A 17713-nucleotide genomic window follows, 5' to 3' on the forward strand; every position below is an offset into this window, starting at 1 on the left:
CTACCGCAGCTCAATTTGCAGGAGCAGAAGGGAGTTGGTCAGCAGCACCGGGTCCACTGTAAAGTCGCCCTCAAAATAGAGCTCCTGTAGGAGCTCCATTTCCCGGTGGGCGTCCAGCACATAGAGCTTCGCCCTTCCTCCCCGCAGCCCCCTGCAGGTTACCTCGTAATTCTCTCCCGGCGCACTAAAGTTAGAGAGCAGTACCCCGGCGCGGCCTTCGTCCATTGCCCCCAAGCCGTAAAAGCCCTGGGGCGTTTGCACCGGAACCGCGTTTTTCAGCTGATAGAGCTTGTGGAAGGCCTCAAAGGCCCGGTAGGTTTTGGTCTCGATGCCGCATCGGTCAAAAATAGAGCAGAACATCATGTGGGGCTGACCGTCGTAGTGGGTGGAAAGGTCCACACCGTTTTCCTGCATCACAGCCATGCAGGCGGCCACAAAGGAGGCACCCACGTGGTTCCGCTGCTTTTCGTAGAATTCCCGGCGGATGTGCTTTTCCCGGCGGGCAGGGACCCACATGGTGCCGCGCATGTAATTCCACTCGTCGCAGATGCTCTCGGCTCCGGTAAGGCTGTGGGCCGCAAGGTCTGACTTTACCTGGATTACGGTATCCCGCAGCTGCTCCGGGGAATCTCCGTACCAGTGCCAGGAGAAGAAGTCCAGGGGGGCGTTGGTGCGCGCAACCTCCGACAAAAAGCCGTTGATAAACGTCCGGTTCCACACGGAGCACAGTGCGCAGCCGCCTATTTTCAGGTCTGGGAACCAGGCCTTTAGCAGGGGGGCCACGGTGGTGTACAGGCGAAAGTACTCCTCGGGTGTACCCACCCACATTTCCGGGGTCAAATCCGGCTCGTTCCAAATCTCCCAGTAGGTGATGGGGTACCGAAAGCCATCCGCCCAGCCCTGGGTATAATGGCGAATGATGCCCGCGCAGATTTTGGCCCATTTTTCGTAGTCCTTGGGCGGAAATACATACTTTTTCACTTGCTCGTGTTCAATACTGGTGCCCAGGCGGTAAAAGGGCTGTGCGCCGCAGGCCACAATGGGGGAAATCACACTGTCGGTCAATGCGAACTGGTAGCTGGCCGGGTCCTCGGGGTCGGCGTTAAAATCCGGAAAAATCTGGGGAATGTCCACCCGGTCCGGCCGGGGGTACTGGCAGTCGTGCAGCCGTACAAAGGGAATTCCCGCAGCCCGGTATTCGGCGCTGGTGTCCACAAAGCCAAAGTTGGAGACCGGGCCGTTGTTGATGCCGTGAAGGGGCTTTATGGAGCCCGTCCGGCGGGAGAAATCTACTAGAATGCGATTCATATTACTGGTTCCTTTCACATGCCCGATTATTGGGCGATTTCCTTCATGCGGTCGTATTGCTTCTGGTAATAGGCCACGATGGTGGAATAGTTGAGGCTCTCGCACTGCTTGACATGGGCCGCGAACTGCTCGTCAGTGACGCCGTTGGTAATGGCGTCGGCCATAAAGGAGTTCACATAGGCCTTCAAGTCCTCCCACATCAGGCCGACCTCCTTGGATTCCTCGGTGGATTCCATAATGGAGAGATAGGGGGGATAATAATCCGGGAATATGTAGGGCTCATACATCTGGGACCAGACGGCCTTTGTTTCCTTGTTGGTGCCCTTGTAGCGAATCTCGTTGCCTGTCATGCGGGGGTCGCGGTTTGATATTGCGCCAAAAATGCATTCTGTGGCGCTGTACTCCTCAATGGAGGAACCGGCGGAGGTCAAAGCGTCTATGCTGTCCTTCGGCTGCACATATTCCTTGGTTTCCGGGTCGATCTCCCACAAATAGCCCTCCGGCCCCAGGTGGGAGCTATGCACGAATTCAGGCTCCTGGAAGGTGTCGATCCAGCGCAAAAGGATTTCGGGGTTCTCGCAGTTTTGGAACACCACCAGCGCGGGGTTCAGGTTCAGGCGGCGGGTGCCCTGGGTCCACAGCTGGTCGCCGTCAGGCCCCTTTAAGGGCAGAATTACCTCATATTCATCGGTGTTTTCGGGCATGGTCAGCATGGAGCTGTCCCACTCGATAAAGGAGCCGTATACGGTGGGGTCTACCTTGTTAAGGGCATGGCGTACATTCTGGGGCTGGGTCAAGAATTCCTCATTGATCAGGCCCTCGGCATACAGGCGGTGCATGTAGTTTAAGGCGTCCTGGTACTTGGGGTTCACGGGGTTAAAGTCCAGCTTTCCGTCCCGTACGGTGGTCATCACCTCGTTTTTACTGGCCATCATGCCCCAGGCACTGAACAGCCAGGTCAGGGTCATTTCGCCCCACATCTCGCCGGTATCCAGGGGGATTTCGTCGTTGGGGTCCCCATTGCCGTTGGCGTCCTGCTCCTGAAAGGCCTTTAGCACCTGGTAGTATTCCTCGGTGGTGGTGGGCACCTCCAGCTTTAAATGGTCAAGCCATTTTTTGTTGATAAACAGCGGCAGCTCGATGCCCGCCTCGCCAACAGGCTCCGCCCCGGTGACCACGTACAGCTTTCCATCGCTAAGGGCCCGGCTGTTCATGTTGATCTCCGGTGTGACCTCCAGGGTTTTTGTGTAATTGGGCATGTACTGTAGGTAATCGTCCAGGGGTAAAATGAGGTTGGATTTAATGGCCTCCGGCATATTGGGCGTTGCGCTAAAGGTTCCGTCGGGCAGGTTCCCGCTGTTGACAGCCAGGTTGATCTTCTCGCTCCAGCCCTCTGTGGGTACCTCCTCCCACTGGATTTTGACATTTGTCTTTTCCTCCAGCTTCTGGATGATCTCCTTGTCCGCCATGTTCTTTTTGGACAGGGGGTGTGTGCTGACCATCAGGCGGTAGGTCACTGCCTCGTTGACAATGGGGTACCCGGTTTGATTAAAATTCTCGGAAACAGCAGGCGCTGCACCGGAGGCAGAGGAGGCGGAGGAGGTGGCGGCGGGGGCCGCTGTGCAGCCGGAAGCCGCAATCAGCACGGCCAGGCCGGCAGCGGCGGCGCGGAATAATTTTTTCATGTAAAAAGTCCTTTCCGTTTGTTTTTATTTGAATAAGGAATCAGCCCTTTACAGAGCCGATCATGACGCCCTTTACAAAGAATTTTTGTACAAAGGGGTACAGAATTAATACAGGCAGGGAGGAGATGATGATCAGCGCGTACTTCATGCTGTCCGCCTGCTTGGTCAGCTCGGCCATAGCGGTTGGATCCATGGCGCTCTGGGGTGTGGCGCTCATCATCTGGCTGGAGAGTAAAATGTTGCGCATGACCAGCTGCAGCGGGTACTGGGAGGAATCCTGCAAATAGATCAGCGCGGAAAAGTAGTCGTTCCACAAATCCACCGCGTAATACAGCACCATAATGGCGATGATAGCGGAGGAGTTGGGCACCACCACAGAGACAAAGAACCGGTACAGGCTGCAGCCGTCAATGGAGGCCGCCTCCCAAAGCTCATTTGGAATGGAATTCTGGAAAAAGGTGCGGCACACAATCAAATTCCAAATGCTGACGCAGCCCATAATGATGATGGCGGCCCGGGTGCCGGTAAGGTGAAGGCTTGTTGCCTGAATGTAGGTGGGAATCAGGCCGCCGGAGATGTACATGGGTACAAGGAAGAACCAGATAATCCATTTGTGCCCAAACATATCCCTGCGGGAGAGGGCGAAGCCCGCCATCACCGTAACCGTAACCCGTAGCAGTGTGCCCACCGTGGCATAGAAAATGGTGTTCAAATAGCCGGAAAGAATTCGGGAATCCCGCAGGACCAGTTCAAATGCCTTAACCTGAAAGCCCTTGGGCAAAAACGTGACCAGGCCCCGATTCACATAGTCCGCGTCGCTCACCGAGGAGGATATGATCACCAGAAGCGGGTAGGCGCAGACCAATAGGATAACAATTAATATAAAATAATTCATCAGGTGAAAAGCGGTGTCCACAGGCGCATTGTTCCAAAAATGCTTTTTCGTTTTCATATCTGCCTCCATTCTTAAAACAGCGAGGTTTCGGTGGTCTTGCGGCAGATGGCGTTGGCGGTAAGCAGCAGGACAATGTTAATTGCCGTGTTGAACAGGTCGATGGCCGTGGAATAGCTGAAATTGCTTTGTACCAGCCCGATTTTGTACACATAGGTGGAAATAATCTCTGAGCTCACAATATTGCCGCTGTTCTGCAGCAAAAAGGCCTTTTGGAATCCCACGCTCATCATAAAGCCCAGGTTCATGATCAGCATAATTATGATGGTGGGGGAGATGCCGGGTAAATCGATGTGCCAAATGCGCTTCCAAATGCTGGCCCCGTCCACGGTGGCAGCCTCGTGCAACTCGGGGGAGACAGAGGCCAGGGCGCCGATATACAGTACGGAGTTCCAGCCTAGATGCTGCCACAAATCCGACCCCACATAGATAAATTTGAAGTTCTCGGGTATCATTAGAAAATTGACCCGGTCAAACCCCGCCATTTCCAACAGGGTGTTTACAAAGCCAATGGAGGGGGATAGGAAGATGGTGAGCATACCCACCAGAACTACGGTGGAAATGAAATGTGGTGCATAGGAGATCATCTGTACCACCTTTGCCAGGCGGCGGGAAGTACAATAGTTGATTCCAATGGCCAACAGAATGGGGAGTGGGAAAGTCAGCAGGGAAAGCGCCGTAATGGTCAGGGTGTTCTGCACCAAATGCAGAAATCTGGGGGATTCAAAAAAGGTGATAAAGTGCTTGAGCCCCACCCAGGGGCTTCCGGTGATTCCCGCCCCCAGGCTGTAATCCCGAAAGGCGATCTGCACGCCGTACATGGGTTGGTAGGAAAGCAGCAGCAAATAGACGACTGCGGGCAGCAAAAAAATGTACAGCGGAATGGAGCTTCGGAACCTTTTAAGGTGGGTGGGTGTGTTAAGGCCCCCGGACAAGGCAGGCGGGGACCTGAGAGAAACGGACGAATTTCGCATGAATTGGCCTCCAATCTTTCATTGCTTGAATGTTCATTCAAACTGTTTTCATAGCTACACTCTAGCATGGAAATCCATCATTTCATATGATTATTTATTGAATAATTGGCGTATTTCTGTGGTTTTTGAGCGGAAATTCAAGAATTGATTATCCCTTTCACTGGATTTAAAATTCCTTCTATGATACCATATGGACAACCAATTTGCATAGAAAGGGCGGGTGCGGCAATGAATTCACAGCGGGCGAGACTGCTGCTGCAGATGACCATGGCGTTTCTTTTGGCGGTGCTGGTTCCGTTATCTATTTTTGGCACCTTCGCCTATCTGAAAACACAAAATGATTATCTGGAACGGGCGGAAAAACAGTACCAACAGCAGCTGGATATCATCTGCCACCGCCTGAACAGCGATTTGGAGCAGGTGCTCCAATCCAGACAAACCCTATCAAAAAGCAAATATTTCTACCGTTTTTACTTAAGAGAGAACCCGGGCGCCTATAATTACATCAATCAGGAAATCATCGGGCTGCGGTACCTTTTTTCCATGGGAAAGGACATTACCTTTTATTCAGATACCACAAGCTCCTTTTACGGCGGGGCCTTTTTGTCAGAGGAAGCCTATTTCTTCAACCAGGGCTGGTCTGGCCGGGAGGGGGAGGCGTTCCTCCGCTATGTGCGGGGCTGCCGGGACTTGTCGGTGTGGCGGGACCCCAGCCGCCAGCGGGCCTATTTTATCCTCCCCTTTGAAGATGACGAGAATTCCCCCGGCATTTACTGCTCCTACCTGCTCTTCCCCATGGCGGATGCTTATTTTTGGGAGGAGCTAAACGGGGTGCAGCTCACCGGGACGGAGCGCTTTCAGCTGGCCTGTAATGGAACCGTCTTTTATGGGACAACCGGGGAGGTGTTAAGCGGGGCGCCCGGGGCGGACGAGCTGCAATTCAGAAGCAGCCAGGCGCGCATCAGCCTCTCGGCGGTTGTAAAGAAAAAGGCCCTATTCGGGGCACAATCCGATATTTTGCGGCGGTATTTTTTATATAGCCTCATCAGTATTATGGCGGCCTCCTTACTCATCGCGCTCCTGGTTCGGCGCCAGTATGCACCCATGGCGAGGCTGGCCGCCGCGCTGGAAAAGGTCTCTGCGTCTCGGCCCCAGCGTATGGGCAGCCTGCTGGAGCTGGTGACCAATTCCCTTTTAAGGCTCCATGACGAAAACCAGGAGGACCGCAGCCGCAGGCTGCAGCAGCAGCGGGACCGGATGCTGCTCTCTCTTCTGTTGGGCGGCTTTGGCGGGACGGAGCAGCAGGAAATTCTGCGGCAAATGATGCTGTGCGGCCTGGATACACCCCATTCTCGCTTCCAGTGTGTGCTGCTGGAATATTCCTCTGCCGACGAAACTGCCCCGGCCCTGTGCGCAAATCCGCCAGAAGCGGGGCATGCTGTGTGCTGGCTTTATTTGGAGCCCTCCCTGCACACCTGTGTCTACCTGCTGTCCTCCGGGGAAGCGGAGCCTGCGGCGGAGTTCGTCAACAAGCTTCGGCAGCACGGAACAGGCTTTTCGGTTGTCCCAAAAATTGCCCTGGGCGCTCCGGTAAGCGGTCTCGGTGAAATTTCCCGCTCCTACCAGAGCGCCCGGCAGGCGCTGCGGGGCACAGACAAGAGCTTGCGGGGCGGATCCGACATTCGCAGGCAGCTGCGGGGCGATATCGCCGCGCTCTGTGAGGGGATACGTGACCGAAATTATGCCAGTATCCGCATGTGCAGCGCCAATATCCGGGGCGCAATGCAGCAGTCGGACGCCCCAGAGGGCTGCCGGTCCCTCTGCGCCGCACTTTTCTGCCAGCTGCGGCTGGCACTGCCCCAAAGCCAGGAAAACCAACCCTTTTGGGAACAGCTGTCCGACCGGGTCTTTGCCCCGGAGCAGTTGGACCAAGGGGATTGCGTCGCCCTGGCAGAGGCCATGATCAAGCGCGCCGTGGCGGAATTAAGGGATGAATGTAGGGACGAGCCAGGGGAGAAAAGGCTGTACTCGGTGGAGGAGATTACCGACTATATCTATGAGAACATCAATCAAATGGATTTTTCCGTGCAAAGCGTGGCAGCATATTTTGGTCTGTCTGTCTCAAACCTCAGCCATTACTTCAAAAAGCGTTCCGGCAATACCCTGTCCGGCTTTATCAACGAGACAAAGCTTACCCTAGTGAAACAGCTTTTGGAGGAAACCGAGCTCCCGGTCAGCGAGATTGCCCAGCGGGCGGGCTATTACCACACCTCTAATTTCATCCGCATGTTTAAAAAAGACACCGGCCTCACCCCAAACGAGTACCGCTTAACTCATAGGGAGAAGGCGGAATAACCAATTGTAACATTTTAAAAGACAAGGGCTGGTTGGGTGCGCAATGCTAGTAGTATCGTTGGTTTCTGCGTATACTATATGAAACAATAAAAAGGAGCACAGACATGAAAACAATTTATTTGGCAGGCGGTTGCTTTTGGGGCGTGGGCGAGTATTTCTCCCGGATTCTCGGCGTTCTTCAGGTTACCGTGGGATATGCCAACGGCCACACGAAAACCCCCACCTATGAGGAGGTGTGCAGGAAGAATACCGGCCATGCGGAGACAGTGGAGCTTCGCTATGACCCCAATCGGGTCTCACTAGAAACGCTTATTTGCCAGTACTTTAAAATCATCGATCCCACCGCGGTGGACAGGCAGGGAAACGACCGGGGCCGCCAGTACCGGACCGGCATTTATTATACGGAGGAAGCAGAGCGGGCTTTCATTTCCGCCATGCTGCAGGAGGAGCAAAAAAAACACCAGGCCCCCATTGCGGTGGAATGCCTCCCGCTGGAAAAGTTCTATCCCGCCGAGGAATACCACCAGGAGTACCTGAAAAAGAATCCAGACGGCTACTGCCACATCAGCTTCGAATCCCTGAAGGATCTTGGAGCAGAAAAGCAAGCCTACCCGAAGCCCACGCCGGAGGAGATTCGGCTTCGCCTGACCTCGGAGCAGTTTAATGTAACCCAGAATGCCGCCACAGAACGGCCTTTTTCCGGTGATTATTGGTACCATACGGCCCCGGGCTCTATGTGGATATCGTCACAGGGGAACGCTGTTTACGCCCATGGATAAATTCGATTCCGGCTGCGGCTGGCCCAGCTTCACCCAGCTGGTGGCCGGGGACACCGTGACCGAGCATACCGACAGCAGCTTCGGCATGCTGCGCACCGAGGTTCGCAGCAAACACGGGGACTCACATTTGGGCCATGTATTCCCAGACGGCCCAAAGGATAAAGGCGGCCTGCGCTATTGCATCAACAGTGCCGCCCTTCGGTTTATTCCCTACGAAAAATTAGCGGCAGCCGGCTACGGCGCATATGAAAAGCTGTTTGCCGGTGAAAAATAGGCCAAAAGGTGGACCTGATGCAAAACAATAATATAATCGAGTAAATGAATTGACAAAATTGACGCCCAGCTTACATCGCAACCTAATCTTAAAAAAGGGCGCGTTGCAAAATGAATTTTCATTCATTTATAACGCGCCCTAACATGTTCGGGAGACGAACATGTTACGTCTAATGTTGATGGGAGAGGAGCTCACCGCCCCCTCCCACACCCTGCTCTGCGTCAAAGCTATCTCTTTGACAAGTGCGTTGTGTATAAACTTCCATTATGCAACAGGACTCTTTCTACGGCACCAGCTTGACCTCGATCAACCGAGCCGGGTCAATTTTTTCCTTATCTGCGTATCCAAATTCAGTTTGCAGGATAAACTTTGCCCCGGCTGAGGTTTCACGCCTGTATACAGCTTGCACATTCGCCTCCTCGATCCTTGCCTTGGCACGAATCAGATACACGGCTTTTTTCGACTGTCCTTCCTCCTTTAACGCTTCCTCCAAATTCCGGCGTCCGGGATATCCAAGCGCCAGAGCCAAACCCGCTATACTGGGCAGCTCTCCACGGTCTTCACAGGCTGCAAAATAGGACTCGATCTTCTTCTCCAGAGTTCTTGCACTCTGTGATGCCCTCTTCCCTGTCTGCCCCTTTTCCATCATTCTCTCCTCCTTCCGCTCTCCCTCAGAGCCTCCGCATACTCTTTTTTCAGACGTTCCAGCCGCTCTTCCTCCCTTTCTGTTCTCTGCCCTTTCCGGCAGATTGCCTGGATCTGCTCTCCCAGAGCCATTCGAACCAGCCGTGCGTGAGGGCAGCGTCCGGCCGTACAGGAATGCTCCCCTTTTGTTCCAACTCTGTCATGTACACATTTTCCCGGTAACGGGCATGTCATGTTTTCATTCCTCCCTTCCTTTTCCCGATATTTCTGCCTTTTCAGTTTCTTCTCCGCTTTTTTGTTCCAACATGCTGCGAATTGCTTCCAGTGCGCGTCCATGAATACGGCTCACCTGCATCCTGCTGTATCCCATTTTACCGGCGATCTCCTCCATATTCAGGTTGGTCAGGTACCGCCACCGCAGCACTTCGCGCTGAACTCCGTCCTCAACTTGCTCAATTGCCCTCTCAATTTCCTGCATGGCGGTTTTTCTCCGGAGAACTTCCACTTCGATCTCTCCCATCAGGTCTATGATCTCCGCAACGGCTCTGGACATCCGGTCATTCCGAGTATGCTGCACCCGGCTTCCAAAATTGGAACTTCCCAACCGGACCGCCTGTGTGCGCAGTTCCAGAATCTGTTGGTTCTTCGCATCGATACTCTGCCCCAAATCCCGATATTTTGCCAAAAACTCCTTTGGGGTTCTCTGACCTGTCTTTTCTTCCCGGTGCGGACGCCTGTTCTCTTCCGTCATCCCAGCACTTTCTCCTTCCCGGCCGAAAGGCCTTTTATCTTTTTCCCTCTGTTACCGTCCACGCAGATAATCCTCCCATTCCGGAAATACTTCCCGTATGTATTCCCGCCTTGCGGTTCGCGCCTCCTCTGGAAAACGCTTCTCCCTTTTTGCAAATATGCTTTTTACTGCTTCCAACTTTTCTTCCTCGGTCAGGTAAGCATCCCCTCCCCACCACCAGGAAAGAAAAAAATCCGCGCCCTGCCGTTCCAGAAAATCCGGTCCGAAATCTTCCAACAGCGGTTCCTCCAGACAGGTCTCCCGAAAACAGTAACGGCATACCTGCGTGAATCCCAGAGAAATCAAATCCCCGCATTCCTCTCCACATGCACTGCAGCAGCCGCTCATATACCATTCTCCTTTTGCTCCATATGAACCAGATCCCTCCTCGTTTGATATTCAATTATTTCTTAAATTGAATATATGATATTACAGAATTATTTAATTGTCAAGTATTATCCTCAAGATTTTCTTGATAATACACAAAAAGGCGTGTATACTAAAATAAATAGAAACCGTCATTTTGATGCTGATGGAACCCATTTCAGAAAGGTGGAGGGGTATGAATACCTTGGGAGAACGAATTCGGGAAGCCAGGGACAAGATGGGTCTGTACCAAGGTCAGTTGGGCATGGCCTTAGGGGTAAGCGGCGCGGTGATCAGCAACTGGGAAAAAGGGCTTAACAAACCGGACGCCGACAAGCTGGTGCGGCTCTGCGAGGTGCTGAACGTTCCCATCGCTTATTTGTTGGACTGCTGGACCGGCGGGGAAGCCCGTTTTTCCATGGATGAATGGACTCGCGTCAAAAAATACCGTGTTCTGGACCTCCACGGTAAGAAAATCGTAGACACGGTTCTGGACGAGGAATATGCCCGCATGACCCGGCATGACGATGCCCTGGTGGAACACAGGGACAATATCACCTATATCAACTGTTACGATCTGGCTGTCTCCGCCGGCACCGGCGAGCCCTTGGGCGACACCTATTATAAAACCCGCCTGGAAATTCCCACCGAGCGGGTGCCGGAGAACGCCCATTACTGTCTGCGCGTCAACGGCGACAGCATGGAACCCGCTTACCGGGACGGTGACATTGTCTTTGTGGAGCGTCTCGACGGCAGCGTCAGCGAGGGGGAGATTGGCATTTTCTTCCTCAACGGCGAGGGATTTATCAAGCGTCTGGGGGATCACCGCCTGATCTCCCTGAATGAGAAATATCCTCCCATTTTGATCAGCGACTACGACCGGCTGGACTGCCAGGGCCGCGTATTGGGGAAATTGTAGGAACGGTCCCGCATCGCCAGGGTGTATCCGACAGCAATCTTCCTCTCCCACAGCATTCGTCTTTTCCGGGAAAGAACAGAGTTCTTCCATCCCCCGCCATATTCCAATTTTCTGATGCCCTATATCTCAATCATGAAAGCAGGTTATCACATGAACACAGCGTTTCGCGGCCAGTGCCGCTTGCCTGACAGTATCACTGCGGTCACTGGGAAAGGTTCCTTCACCTCCCCCGGCAGCCACAAGCTCGTCTGTGAGGACTTCTGCCTCTCCCTGCAGGAAAAGGCCGACCGCCTCACAGTTTCCGTCACGGCGGGAGACACGCCACTTTCCCGGCTGGTGTTGCGCTGGAGCCTGACCTTGGGTCAGGGGTGCCGCATTCTAGGCGGCGCCTGGGAGCGCGGCTATGGGGATCTGGAATGGCGGGGATTTGTGCCTGAACGTGTCATGCCCTGGTATTTTTTAGCTGATTCCGGCGACGAGGTGTTTGCTTTCGGCGTGATGACCCAACCGAAAGCGATGTGCTTTTGGACTGCCGATTCCCAGGGAGTCTCCCTCCACCTGGACCTGCGCTCCGGGGGGGAAGGTGTGGTTCTTCAGGGCCGCAGGCTTACAGCCGCGCAGGTGCTGTTCCGCCTCTATGAAGGGGATGCTTTCGCCGCTCTGGAACGCTTCTGTTCCGAGCTCTGTCCCTCACCCCTTATGCCGGACCACCCGGTATATGGTTCCAACAACTGGTATTACGCCTACGGTGACAGTTCCCATGAGGAAATTCTGCAGGATGCCTCCCTTCTGGCCTCCCTGACCTGGGGACTGGAAAACCGGCCCTACATGGTTATCGACGACGGCTGGCAGGCGCAGCGCACGGGAGACTTTAACGGAGGGCCCTGGCGTCAAGGCAACAGCCGTTTCCCCAATATGGCCGCTCTGGCGGCGGAGATGGAGGCACGCAGCGTGCGTCCCGGCATTTGGATGCGTCCCCTTTGGAACAGGGATCCGGAAATCCCCGCCGAATGGCGGCTGCAGCGGGATCCGGAATATCTGGATCCCTCCCTTCCCGCCGTGCTCGACTGGATCTCCGAAGATATCCGCACCTTGCACGATTGGGGGTACCGGCTGATCAAGCATGATTTTTCCACCTTTGACCTGCTGGGCGGCTGGGGCTTCCAGATGGGTCACGTCATCACCCGTCCCGGTTGGCATTTCGGGGACGGGACGAAGACCACAGCAGAGGTAGTGCTGGGACTGTATGGCGCGATTCTTCGGGCAGCAGGGGATTCCCTGGTTCTGGGCTGCAACTGCATGGGCCATCTGGGGGCGGGGCTGATGCACTTGAACCGTACCGGGGATGACACCAGCGGAGTGCTGTGGGAGAGGACCCGTCAGCGCGGAGTGAACACACTGGCCTTCACTCTGCCTCAGCACGGCAGTTTCTTTGCCATAGACGCAGATTGCGTCGGCATCACCGGAAAAATCGACTGGGAACTGAACCGCCGCTGGCTGCAGCTCCTTTCAGAAAGCGGTACGCCCCTCTTCGTCTCGATACGTCCTGGCGTGCTTTCTCAGGAACAGGAAGGAGAAATGCGCGCCGCCTTTTCGAAGGCCTCCCTCGGGGAATCCCGCGCTGTTCCTCTGGATTGGCAGGATACCACCTGTCCCCGCCGCTGGGATCTTTCCGGCAGAGAAGAGACTTTCGACTGGATGCCGGACGCCGGCACTGTTTTCCTGGAGCTTTGATTATCGACTTGGGATGTCGCACGAATCCTTTCTCCTTGTTTTTCCGAGAATAATCCTCACACGGAGATAAAACGACAAATATAATGCAGATAACAGAATAGCTGGATAAAAACTGCCACCAGATATATATCTGGTGGCAGTTTTTATCCAGCTACTTGACGGGAAAAAGTTTATTGGCCGTAAAAGCTAGATTCGAGGGTATTTTCTCTTTTAGCAAGCTGTTTTAAATGAAGTTTATTTCAGCGATGTCCTTCCATCCTTGTACTAAAAAGCCTTCGATATTCTCCCGGCGTCATCCCCACAACACTTTTAAAAACCCTCATGAAGCTGTTGGTATGGCAGTAGCTAAGTTTTCCAGCTATTTCCGAAAGGCTCATGTTGGTTTCCGTCAACAACCTTTTTGAATATTCGATTCGTTTTGCAACAATATAATTCGATATGTTGACACCAGTCTGCCCTTTAAAACGGTGACTCAGATTGCTGATGGATAAACCGAAATGTTCCGCCACAAAGCTGACGCTGAGTTGACTGATATCTGGATAAGCATCAATAAACCCCTGTAATTCTGTACTTTCCTGCAGAGGATCCAACCTAAAATCCTCAGAATATGCCTGCAATAGGTTTTTTTCGTAACCCTTGATGACATAGAAATACTCTCCTATGGTGCAGGAGGGCTGTATGCAGCATTCAGTATGACGCATTTCATGAATCAAATTTTCTCTTATATTCAGCTCTTCCGCCGTATCCAGATAGATGTGGATAATATCGTGGCAGATCGAAATCTTCTCAAAATTACTGTATTTGTTAGTCTCCACCGCTCTCATAAGCACGTTTGTAAAAAAGGAAGTTCTCTCCGGATCACGTCCTAAAATCGAGCTACGTAGGACTTCCAGCTCGATTTTGGGATAAACTGCTGGTCGCTTCTCCAGCTTTAACTGCGATTCATAAAAGCTGACCCCTTCCGGTCCTTCCCTCTCGCTGTTCAGTACCGCCTCGTTGTAGCTTTTGGCCAGCTCGTCTATAGTGTCATAACACCCCCCTACGGATAAGCAAGCCTCCCTTTGGAAACAGGCGTTAATCTCCCCTGAAATTGCGGCCAGTTTATTTTTCAGTAATGGCAATTCATCTGTTTCCCGTCCTAAAATAATTGTAAAATAATTTTGAGAGGCATAATCCAGAAAATAAACCTCATAATCTGATTCCAGAATGCTGATGCAGATTTGGGCAATATCTGCGTTTTCCACAAATTGTTTTCCTCCAAGCATCAATATGATTGCCCGCCATTTTTTTCCCTCCAAAAAAAGTCCGGCCTGCTTACACTGCTCTGAAATAACGTCCAAATCCTCATATTGCCTGTAGATAATGGAATAAAACAGCCTGCTGATCCGGCTTTTGAGGAGATCTTCCTCTTTTCCGATTTTTATGCGGTCGATGACAAATCCAATCGACTCAAACTCACCGATACTTCTCGGGATCAGATTCGGATATGCCCCCTTGGCTAGAGCGGAAAGGCGTTTTATTGGAAGATACCGGGCTACCGCAACCCAATAGACAAGGATCCCGCCGACTATTGTGATGGCGATCACGGCATAGATAAAGATTCTCTGCACTTTTTTTACCTTGTCCAGCAAAACACCGGTGGGTATGTACCTGCGATATTCCATTCCCGTCGTCTCAGATTTTTCGGAAAGCAACTGCATCTTCTCTAAACGGATGTCCGGATCCGGATTGGAGGAATAAATAAGTCTCCCATGGTAATAGATTTCGTTTACAATCGAATTTTCCGTACTGATATCTTCAAAAATATGCTCGTTTATATCAAACAAGATAAAATCCGTATTCCTGCCGGCTACCGGTACAATATACTGAATCAGCTTTTTCTCTCCTCCCTCAGTATAGGAAGAGGCTATCGTCCAAAAGCTCTTGGTTCTCTCTTTCAGCAACTCCGTCAACAGCATGCGTTTCCCTCCGTATCTGCAGAAATAGGCCGGATTGATGGTTCCGTTTGCGGAATAAACCGTATCTGGGTTGTAAAAAGAGTAGAATCTTACTTCCTGATAATAATCTTGCGCAATTTGGTAGGCCTTTAAAATATTAATAATCTTTTCATAACTTGTATGGAATCCGAGAAGCTGATTAGGGGAAAAGCCGTCGATATTGAGTATCTGAACCGCAACAGAGGTACAGTTGTCTATACAGGAATCAATTTTCGTCTTGTAAATCTCAAGATTCATCTGATTCTGTTGCAGAATGTTTTCCTGATAGAGATTCACAAAATAGGAGTTAAACACCACCGTGATGCTGGCAACCGGAAAAAATAATATTACAAGGAACGAGACTATAAATTTCAGAAATCCTTTGCCTGTATGCCGCTGCCTTTTCATCTGATACCCTCCCTTTTAGGATCCCTTACCCCACTGCGCGATACTTCCTTCCTATTGAAACTCCACGCCCTTTCCAGTTTGTGCCTCCTGTGGTAACACCTGCTGTGAATACATCGCCAACCACCCCGCTCAATGCCGGGTGGTTGGCTTTTCCATTCTTTCCCTGCTAAACCGCCAAGCTGCCAGTGTTGTTAGCAATCACCGAGCGCTGGTTTTCAGAAGTCTTCAGCCATTCTCGCCTTGCAGAACGATAAAGGGTATTTCCCGTAATGGTACAGTCCTCCAGCCCGCGGGCTTCAAGCCCGATCTCAGGAACCTGCGGTCCGCCTTTGAGGGGACCGCCTTCAGAAATCGTGTTCCCCACAATGGTAATCCCCACACTGTCCTGAACTGATAGGCCGCAGGAGCCTCTCTCTCCCTTCGCCGCCCCGTTTCCAAGCACCGTATTTCCACTGACAGCGCAGGCACGGGAATTCCGGATCAGAATCCCAGGGCCTCCGTTATTCCGGAAACTGTTCCCCGTCACGTTTATGTTCTGGGTGTCGTCAGCAAGCAGGCCGCCTTCCAAATTCTGGGCAACTGTATTTGCCGTATAACATACCATTCCAGGCCCCGCATTTATGCCCCACAATCCATTCTTCACAATATTATTATCTATGACCCATCCGTCATACCCGCGATCAACATCAATACCGTAAAGCCTGTTGTTGGTAATCCGGCACCTGCGCACAGCAAAAACCCAGACCCAATCCATCTTCATGCCGCTTCCAGAAAAATTGCAGATTAAGCAGTCCTCATAGCAATTATTCTGCTCTACTCCCCCATGACAGGAATAGATTCCATGCATTTTTGTCCCCAAATTCTTGCCGTCCAGGGTCAAACCTATCAGCCTTGTCCCCATACAGGCATCCAGATCCAGAAGGGCCCGTGCTTCTCCGCTTAAAGCTGTGAGTCGGGTATGACCGAGAGAATCCGGTTTGCTGGGTTCTCCTTCCCCCCACGCTGAATTTCCTAACAGTGTCACATGACTGGGTACTTTCACCGGATGGATGGCATAGTTTCCCATTGGGAAATATAATGTCCCATTTTCCTTTGCCGCTGCCTCCAACCCCTGGACCAGTGCCGCGGTATCGTCCGTTTTTCCGTCGCCCTTTGCGCCGAACTCCCGTATGTTCCAATATAACATTCTCTAACCGCCTTTCCTGATGGATCGATGTCCATCACAATTGTTTCCCTGAGACCCGCTTCAGAAAGATGCTTCTGAAACTGTCAATCCCTCCGCTCTGCCAGTGGAGACACACAGCCTATATTATCTTTTATCACGAAGTCCGTAGAGTCTCCAATAGAATGGATTAATTCTGTACTGCAGCATTCGTGCATGGCGTTCCCCACAACTACACAATTTTGAAGCTCTTTCAGAATCATCCCGTAAAACGGGCCTGTTGCATCCCTGCTCCGGCTCCAGAGCAGACGGTACCAACACCATAACGTATTTCCTGTAACAGTTGTCCCCTTTATGCTTTCAAGCCGGTAATGACAATTTTCATCTGCTTCCTGGGTACAGCCGTGGATTCTGGACATATTGCCTGTCAGGGCGCAGTTTGTACAGCAGATCAGTGTCACTGCTGGGCCGCGGCAGTTGTCAAAAGAATTTCCGACCACCGTACAGCCCTCGGATTCCCAAAGGTAAATGCCTCCGGGATATCCTCCCTCGATCCTGTTTGCGGTAATTAAAAGATTCTTTGCTCCTGAAAGTGTACCATCGTCATTTTCGCGGCAGGCATACAAGCCTGCCCCCAGGTTGTACGCCAGCTGATTATCCATGAAAGAACCATCTTCGCTACAACTGCAGTCAATCGCATGTGATTGATTCTTGATAATGAGACTGCGGCGGACGGAAAATCCGCCCACGCCTAACAGCTTTAGGCCCACTCCGGTAAAATGACTGATCCGGATATCTTCAAAGACCAGTCCCAGCCTTTCTGTTCCCCCAGAACAAAAAATGCAGTGAAAATTCTGTCCTCGGTACATCCCATCAAAAGACAACCCTATGATCCTGGTACCAACGCTTCCGCTTAAGTCCAACAGTGCTGGACCCTCAGTAGACAGCGGCTCAATCACGGTATTACCGTTCATCTCGATGTCAACCGGTTTTCCTTTCAGCCTCTTGTTATTCTCATATCCGAAGGCAGAATACCCCCAGGCGGCATTGCCGAATAACGTAGTATGGCTCGGCACCTTGATGGGCTGGATACAGTACCTGCCCATCGGAACCAGAACGCAGCCGTGTCCCTTACCAGCCTGCGCCAAGGCGCTTTTAAAGGCATCTGTATCATCGGTTCTTCCATCCCCCTTCGCTCCAAAATCACGTACATTACAATAGATATCCGACATGATGGATTCACTCCCCTTTCTGGGTATCAAAATATTTCAGTAAAATCCAGCCGTCCTGACAGGCCCGCGGTGTCTGTCTCATCCAGCTGTACTTTGCAGATCTGGATATATTCGTTTTGCAATAAAAAAATGTGAATTGAAAAAAACTTTATAC

Annotated in this window: 14 protein-coding genes and 2 pseudogenes; 5 read left to right on the forward strand and 11 right to left on the reverse strand. The window is 52.1% G+C overall.

Features of this window, described 5'->3' with window-relative positions; translation table 11 throughout:
* The 4 genes from BN3911_RS08670 to BN3911_RS08685 are packed head-to-tail and all read right to left on the reverse strand — an operon-like array spanning position 1 to position 4919.
* On the reverse strand, positions 1-1308 hold the full coding sequence (locus BN3911_RS08670; RefSeq protein WP_066864101.1) for a GH39 family glycosyl hydrolase: 1308 nt from the start codon (positions 1306-1308) through the stop codon (positions 1-3).
* 26 nt (positions 1309-1334) lie between these two features.
* Complete coding sequence (locus tag BN3911_RS08675; protein WP_066864109.1) at positions 1335-2993, reverse strand: extracellular solute-binding protein; 1659 nt, start codon at positions 2991-2993, stop codon at positions 1335-1337.
* A gap of 40 nt (positions 2994-3033) precedes the next feature.
* On the reverse strand, positions 3034-3945 hold the full coding sequence (locus BN3911_RS08680) for a carbohydrate ABC transporter permease (protein WP_066864112.1): 912 nt from the start codon (positions 3943-3945) through the stop codon (positions 3034-3036).
* A 14-nt stretch (positions 3946-3959) separates the two neighbouring features.
* A complete protein-coding gene (locus tag BN3911_RS08685) occupies positions 3960-4919 on the reverse strand; it encodes an ABC transporter permease (protein WP_082942186.1) in 960 nt (319 codons plus the stop codon).
* A 228-nt stretch (positions 4920-5147) separates the two neighbouring features.
* On the opposite strand from BN3911_RS08685, the gene BN3911_RS08690 reads away from it, so the two are divergent.
* From BN3911_RS08690 to msrB, 3 genes and pseudogenes are all read left to right on the forward strand, one after another.
* Positions 5148-7274 (forward strand): helix-turn-helix domain-containing protein, encoded by a 2127-nt coding sequence (locus BN3911_RS08690; protein WP_066864115.1) that lies wholly within the window; start codon positions 5148-5150, stop codon positions 7272-7274.
* Positions 7275-7378: 104 nt separating this feature from the next.
* Positions 7379-7777 (forward strand): annotated as a pseudogene (gene msrA, locus BN3911_RS17575) (peptide-methionine (S)-S-oxide reductase MsrA); the annotation flags it as partial.
* 75 nt (positions 7778-7852) lie between these two features.
* Positions 7853-8327: pseudogene (gene msrB / locus BN3911_RS17580) on the forward strand (peptide-methionine (R)-S-oxide reductase MsrB).
* Between the two features lie 283 nt (positions 8328-8610).
* Here msrB and BN3911_RS08700 read toward each other — a convergent pair.
* From BN3911_RS08700 to BN3911_RS08715, 4 genes are read right to left on the reverse strand one after another with little or no spacing between them, the layout of a single operon-like run.
* A complete protein-coding gene (locus BN3911_RS08700) occupies positions 8611-8976 on the reverse strand; it encodes a terminase small subunit (RefSeq protein ID WP_066864117.1) in 366 nt (121 codons plus the stop codon).
* Complete coding sequence (locus tag BN3911_RS08705) at positions 8973-9206, reverse strand: hypothetical protein (protein WP_066864120.1); 234 nt, start codon at positions 9204-9206, stop codon at positions 8973-8975. Before BN3911_RS08705 ends, BN3911_RS08700 begins: the two co-directional genes overlap by 4 nt.
* 4 nt (positions 9207-9210) lie before the next feature.
* Positions 9211-9723 (reverse strand): sigma factor-like helix-turn-helix DNA-binding protein, encoded by a 513-nt coding sequence (locus BN3911_RS08710; protein ID WP_066864122.1) that lies wholly within the window; start codon positions 9721-9723, stop codon positions 9211-9213.
* Between the two features lie 51 nt (positions 9724-9774).
* Positions 9775-10110 (reverse strand): hypothetical protein, encoded by a 336-nt coding sequence (locus tag BN3911_RS08715; protein WP_066864125.1) that lies wholly within the window; start codon positions 10108-10110, stop codon positions 9775-9777.
* A 214-nt stretch (positions 10111-10324) separates the two neighbouring features.
* Between BN3911_RS08715 and BN3911_RS08720 the strand changes: the two genes are divergently transcribed.
* Together BN3911_RS08720 and BN3911_RS08725 are read left to right on the forward strand one after the other, a co-directional pair.
* Positions 10325-11047: an XRE family transcriptional regulator gene (locus tag BN3911_RS08720; RefSeq protein ID WP_066864128.1), complete on the forward strand. Its 723-nt coding sequence runs from the start codon at positions 10325-10327 to the stop codon at positions 11045-11047.
* 150 nt (positions 11048-11197) lie between these two features.
* Positions 11198-12781, forward strand: coding sequence for an alpha-amylase family protein (locus BN3911_RS08725; RefSeq protein ID WP_147578558.1), 1584 nt, complete (start codon positions 11198-11200; stop codon positions 12779-12781).
* 239 nt (positions 12782-13020) lie between these two features.
* Here the strand turns inward: BN3911_RS08725 and BN3911_RS08730 are convergent, their stop codons facing one another.
* From BN3911_RS08730 to BN3911_RS08740, 3 genes are all read right to left on the reverse strand, one after another.
* Positions 13021-14607 carry a helix-turn-helix domain-containing protein gene (locus tag BN3911_RS08730; protein WP_187127711.1) on the reverse strand — a complete coding sequence of 529 codons (1587 nt, stop codon included), beginning with the start codon at positions 14605-14607 and terminating at the stop codon, positions 13021-13023.
* Between the two features lie 724 nt (positions 14608-15331).
* Positions 15332-16351, reverse strand: coding sequence for a right-handed parallel beta-helix repeat-containing protein (locus BN3911_RS08735; RefSeq protein WP_066864133.1), 1020 nt, complete (start codon positions 16349-16351; stop codon positions 15332-15334).
* 83 nt (positions 16352-16434) lie between these two features.
* Positions 16435-17559 carry a right-handed parallel beta-helix repeat-containing protein gene (locus tag BN3911_RS08740; protein WP_066864136.1) on the reverse strand — a complete coding sequence of 375 codons (1125 nt, stop codon included), beginning with the start codon at positions 17557-17559 and terminating at the stop codon, positions 16435-16437.
* Between the last annotated feature and the right edge of the window lie 154 nt (positions 17560-17713).

Origin of the sequence: Neglectibacter timonensis, from assembly GCF_900048895.1 — a bacterium.
GTDB classification, from domain to species: Bacteria; Bacillota; Clostridia; order Oscillospirales; family Acutalibacteraceae; genus Acutalibacter; species Acutalibacter timonensis.